This is a genomic window from Streptomyces sp. NPDC055078, assembly GCF_053607985.1.
In genome coordinates, this window is the sequence record NZ_JBSGUP010000631.1 from 1 (window position 1) to 4,757 (window position 4,757).

General features: G+C 67.9%; 7 protein-coding genes. 3 read left to right on the plus strand and 4 right to left on the minus strand.

Translation table 11 applies throughout. The annotated features are described in order from the left end of the window. Positions 1-239: 239 nt before the first annotated feature. The 4 genes from ACWF94_RS33625 to ACWF94_RS33640 all read right to left on the minus strand — a co-directional run bounded on the left by ACWF94_RS33625 (position 240) and on the right by ACWF94_RS33640 (position 2,935). Positions 240-716 carry a MarR family winged helix-turn-helix transcriptional regulator gene (locus ACWF94_RS33625; protein ID WP_453497338.1) on the minus strand — a complete coding sequence of 159 codons (477 nt, stop codon included), beginning with the start codon at positions 714-716 and terminating at the stop codon, positions 240-242. A 161-nt stretch (positions 717-877) separates the two neighbouring features. Next, entirely contained in the window at positions 878-1,654 is a 777-nt protein-coding gene (locus ACWF94_RS33630; protein WP_453497341.1) for an AIM24 family protein, read from the minus strand. Beyond that, positions 1,651-2,301, minus strand: coding sequence for an AIM24 family protein (locus tag ACWF94_RS33635; RefSeq protein ID WP_453497344.1), 651 nt, complete (start codon positions 2,299-2,301; stop codon positions 1,651-1,653). The genes ACWF94_RS33630 and ACWF94_RS33635 overlap by 4 nt, the downstream gene beginning before the upstream one ends. A gap of 1 nt (position 2,302) precedes the next feature. Further along, positions 2,303-2,935 carry an AIM24 family protein gene (locus tag ACWF94_RS33640; protein ID WP_453497355.1) on the minus strand — a complete coding sequence of 211 codons (633 nt, stop codon included), beginning with the start codon at positions 2,933-2,935 and terminating at the stop codon, positions 2,303-2,305. A gap of 156 nt (positions 2,936-3,091) precedes the next feature. Between ACWF94_RS33640 and ACWF94_RS33645 the strand changes: the two genes are divergently transcribed. The 3 genes from ACWF94_RS33645 (at position 3,092) to ACWF94_RS33655 (ending at position 4,615) form a co-directional block, all read left to right on the plus strand. Next, positions 3,092-3,436, plus strand: a complete 345-nt coding sequence (locus ACWF94_RS33645) for a DUF3817 domain-containing protein (RefSeq protein ID WP_453497347.1) — start codon at positions 3,092-3,094, stop codon at positions 3,434-3,436. 75 nt (positions 3,437-3,511) lie between these two features. Next, complete coding sequence (locus ACWF94_RS33650; RefSeq protein WP_453497349.1) at positions 3,512-4,024, plus strand: MarR family winged helix-turn-helix transcriptional regulator; 513 nt, start codon at positions 3,512-3,514, stop codon at positions 4,022-4,024. Between the two features lie 264 nt (positions 4,025-4,288). Next, positions 4,289-4,615 carry a DUF3817 domain-containing protein gene (locus ACWF94_RS33655; RefSeq protein WP_453497352.1) on the plus strand — a complete coding sequence of 109 codons (327 nt, stop codon included), beginning with the start codon at positions 4,289-4,291 and terminating at the stop codon, positions 4,613-4,615. Positions 4,616-4,757 lie beyond the last annotated feature (142 nt).

Below are 4,757 nucleotides of genomic sequence, written 5' to 3' on the forward strand. Positions count from 1 at the left end.
GGGCTGTCCGGGGCACGGGTCCGTCCTCAAACGCCGGCCGGGCGTGTTTTGCGCACCCCGGTCGTCGGGCGCGGCGGGCTGGGTTTGGGTGTCCCGGTTGTTGGGCGCGCCGGACGGGCTGGGTTGAGGTACCCCGGTCGTCGCGCGCGGCGGGCTGGGTTTGGGTGTCCCGGTTGTCCGGTGCGCGGGCTGGGTTTGGGTGTCCCGGTTGTCCGGTGCGGCGGGCGCGGCCGGGGCGGTCAGGGTTTGGCGCGGTGGCCGCGGAGGTGGGTGGCGACCGGGGACAGGGACTCGCGCAGGTCGGTCAGCGCCTCGGGCGACATCAGGTCGATGAAGTGCTTGCGTACGGACGCGACATGGTGCGGCGCGACCTTCCGCATCGTCTCCTGCCCCTGCTCCGTGAGGACCGCGTACAGCCCCCGCCGGTCGGACTCGCAGTTCTCCCGCCGGACCAGACCGGCGTTCTCCATCCTGGTGATCTGGTGGGAGAGGCGGCTCTTGGACTGGAGCGTGGCCGCGGCCAGGTCGCTCATCCGCATCCGCAGTTCCGCCGACTCCGACAGATTGACCAGGATCTCGTAGTCGTTGTTGGTCAGGCCGAACGGCTGAAGATCCTTTTCGAGCTGGTGCATCAGCAGCCGGCTGACGTCCAGGTGAGTGCGCCAGGTGCGCTGCTCGTCATCGGTCAGCCAGCGAGTGGCCGTCTCTGTCTCCATATATGGATTCTACCTAAGAAGTTGAAAGACGGACGAAGTCGTACGTGTGACGCCCGGTTCTCCGGTGGGGGCGGACATCGCCCGCAACCGGTGGGAATCGGCACGGTGGACGCAGCGTACTGGGGGTCAGGCGTTCGACGTCACGGCCCGCAGAGTACCGCTCACAGGCCGAAGCGCCGGGTCATGTCCCCCAGCTGCCCGGGCAGCCGGGGGCCGGACCCTCGCTGACCTGGCGCTCCGTGCCCACCGCCGGGGACCCCCGCCTGCTGCGGCGCGGCGCCGGTCGCGGTTTCCGCCATCAGCGTTTCGGTGGACTGGAGGAGTACGGTTCCGGCTCCGACGAACTCGAACTGGTGCTCCTCCCCGGACGCCCCGCCGAGCCCGGTGATCGCCCGCAGCCCGCCCATCACCCCGGTCATATAGCCGTGGTCGTAGTGATGGCACGGCGACGGGCAGTCCGCCCACCCCACCAGCGCCTGCGGATCCACCCGGATCGGGGGCTCCATGAACACCACGGGACCGTTCGACGCGGCGACGAACTTCCCCGTACCGATCAGGGTCAGAAAGCCCGGCACGATCGACTGCTTCAGCGCCAGGGTCGGCTGGTAGGCCAGCAGGTTCCCGGACCGGATGGTCAGATTCCCGTCGTCCAGGTCGAAGGAGTTCACATCGAACGCGCGGTCCGCGAGCAGCATCTTGCCGCTGCCCTCGGCCACCACCCAGTCACTCGCGTGCAGCGGTGAGTGGAACGAGGTCCGCAGCAGCCGGTCGAACCGGCCGTGGCCGATCCCGTTGAAGTCGATCCGCCCGTAATAGGCGATCATCTTGCCCTTCTGCAGGAACCACTGGCCGCCCTTCAATTCCACACAGAAGGTGTACGGGTTGACATTGTCGTCACTCGGCAGGGTCATCGGATCGAAGACCACAGGTGTGCTCACAGCTTCTCCTCCGATGCCTGGACATACACCGCGCCACTGCCGCTCAGCTCAAGCTGGAACGCCTCGCCCGAGCCGCGCCCCACCATGTCGCGCCAGCCCAGTGCGGTGGAGAGCTTGTTGCGTACGTCGCCGTGGTGCGCGACATACGCCTGGGGGTCCACATGGACCGTGCGCCCCGGGGCGATCGGCAGCTCGATCACCCCGCCGTGCGCCATCACCGCGACCGCGCCATGCCCCCGGAGGGTGGTGGTGAAGAGCCCTTGCCCGGTCATCTGGCCGCGCACCATGCCCATGACCCCGCCCTGCGAGCCCATGAACATCGTGCCCTGCTCCAGCGTCCCGTCGAACGCGAGCAGCCGGTCCGCCTCGACATAGAGGGTGTCACCGGTGAGGTTGATGATCTGGATGTGATGGCCGCCGTGGCCGAACAGCACCGTGCCATTGCCGTCGACCGTCATCAGCGGGGTCGCCTCGCCCGCCACCCGGCGGCCGATCATCGAGGCGATACCGCCCTGGCCGCCCTGGGTGTTGGGGGTGAAGGAGACCTCGCCCTGGTACGCGAGCATCGCGCCGCGCTGGCTGAACAGCCGCTGCCCGGGGGCGATCGTCGCCTCGATCATCCTGGAGTTGATCTCACGGAAGGGCATGTCAGACGTCCCCTCCGACGGTGTTGCGCTCACTGGGCTGGACATAGACGAGCCCATCGCCCTCGAACCGGATCTGGAACGCCTCGCCGCCGCCCTCGCCCAGGAAGGTGCGGAAGGTCACCCCGGACTGGAAGTTCTGCTGGAGGTTTCCCTGGTGGGCGACGTACGCGCCGGGGTCCACACAGAGCGGGTACTGCGGGGTCACCCGCAGCAGCACCGCCGGGCCGTCGGACATGATCGCCGCCTGGCCGCTGCCCTCGATCGTGGTGGTGAACAGACCGTTGCCCGTCGCGCCGCCGCGCAGCCCGGTGAAGCTGGTGCCGGTGCGCAGCCCCGCGTCCACACAGAGCAGATTGCTCGACTCGACATACAGCTTGTCGCCCCGCAGACCGACGAGGTTGATCTCGGAGGCGCGGTCGGCGAAGAAGCAGGTGCCCTGACCCTTCACCTCCATCAGGGTCATCTGCTCGCCGGTCAGCCGGCGGGTGACCATCCCCCGGATGCCCTCGCCACCCCCGGACAGCTTCTTGAAGGCCATCTGGCCGTCGTAGGCGACCATCGACCCGTTCTTCGCTTTGACGGCGTCGCCGGTCATGTCGACCGCGAGCACTTTGCTCCCCTGGAGCCGGAACATTGCCACGGAGCGACGGTAACCGCCCGCGCGCCGGGGAGGACAGGCCGCCCGCGCGTCGATGTCCACCCCGGACCAAGGCTTGGTAAAGGAGGCTGGCAGAATGAGCGAGCGCTTGTGAGCGCGTTCACAAGATCGACTCCCATCGAAGGTGCCTCCGTGGACATCAAGACCGCATCGTCCCTCCACCGCCTCCGCCTGGTCTCCGCGCCGGAGGCCGTCTCCTTCATCCTGCTGATGATCGCCTCGGTGCTGAAGCGCACCACGGACTTCAACGCGGTCCCGGCTCTGGGGATGATCCACGGAGTTCTCTTCGTCATCTATGTGCTGTTCTGGCTGGACGCCTGGAACCGCACCAAGTGGAATCTCAAGACGGCGGCGCTGTACTTCATCCTCTCGGTGCTCCCCTTCGGCGGTTTTGTGGCCGAGCGCAAGCTCAAGCGCGCCGCCGACGACGAGGTGATCGCCTCCCGCGCCCGCCGCGAGGGCACGGTCAGCGCGTAACGGTGGCCTCGTCCGTACGACCGAGGGGCGAGACGGGTCGGACCGTCCAAATGACCAGTCGGTAGGGTCGGAGCCGTGCCCAAGCCGCTCAGCCTCCCCTTCGATCCCATCGCGCGCGCCGACGAGTTGTGGCAGCAGCGCTGGGGACCCGTCCCCTCGATGGCCGCGATCACCTCGATCATGCGGGCGCACCAGATCCTGCTCGCCGAGGTCGACGCCGTCGTCAAGCCGTACGGACTGACCTTCGCGCGCTACGAGGCGCTGGTGCTCCTCACCTTCTCCAAGGCGGGTGAGCTGCCCATGTCCAAGATCGGCGAACGGCTCATGGTCCACCCGACCTCGGTGACCAACACCGTGGACCGGCTGGTGCGGTCCGGTCTGGTCGACAAGCGGCCCAACCCCAACGACGGACGCGGAACCCTCGCCTCCATCACCGACAAGGGGCGTGAGGTGGTCGAGGCGGCCACCCGCGATCTGATGGAGATGGACTTCGGGCTCGGGGCGTACGACGCGGAGGAGTGCGCCGAGATCTTCGCGATGCTGCGCCCGCTGCGGGTCTCGGCCCAGGACTTCGACAGCACGCCCTGACCGAGCCCTGCCCCGGACAGGCATCCTGGAGTCGGCGAGGCTGATCCGCCCGCCACCTCCAGCCTGTCCGGCGATTCCCGTCACCTCCAGCCTGTCCGGCGATTCCCGCCACCTCCAGCCTGTCCGGCGGTTGAGGGCGGACCGGTGGGCCGGTCGGACCTGAATCCGCGTGGGCGCCCGGGAGGCCCCGGGCCCGGGCCGGAGGCGCGGGGCGGCCGAGACCCGCCGCTGGGACCCGCCGGGCTCCCGGATACGCTCGGTGCCATGAAACAGACCGTCTTGACCCGCTACCGGGTGATGGCGTACATCACCGCCGTCTGGCTGCTCGTGTTCACCGGGGCCATCGTGATGAAGTACGGCTTCGACACCGGCGATACGATGCTGATCTCCCAGATCCACGGCGTTCTGTTCATCATCTATGTGATCTTCGCCTTCGATCTCGGTTCCAAGGCGAAGTGGCCGTTCGGCAAGCTGCTGTGGGTGCTGGCCGCGGGCTGTATCCCGGTGGCCTCCTTCTTCGTCGAGCCGAAGATCTCCCGTGAGGTCCGTTCGCTGATCACGGACGGTAACCGGGCGACGGCACAAGCCTGACTTTCCGGTACGCGCTGCTGACGCAGCGTGTACCCATCGACATTTACTAGGACGTCCTAGTAAATTGGAAGGTATGAACGCTGACGCGATCGAGGAAGGCCGCCGCCGCTGGCAGGCCCGCTATGACAAGGCCCGCAAGCGG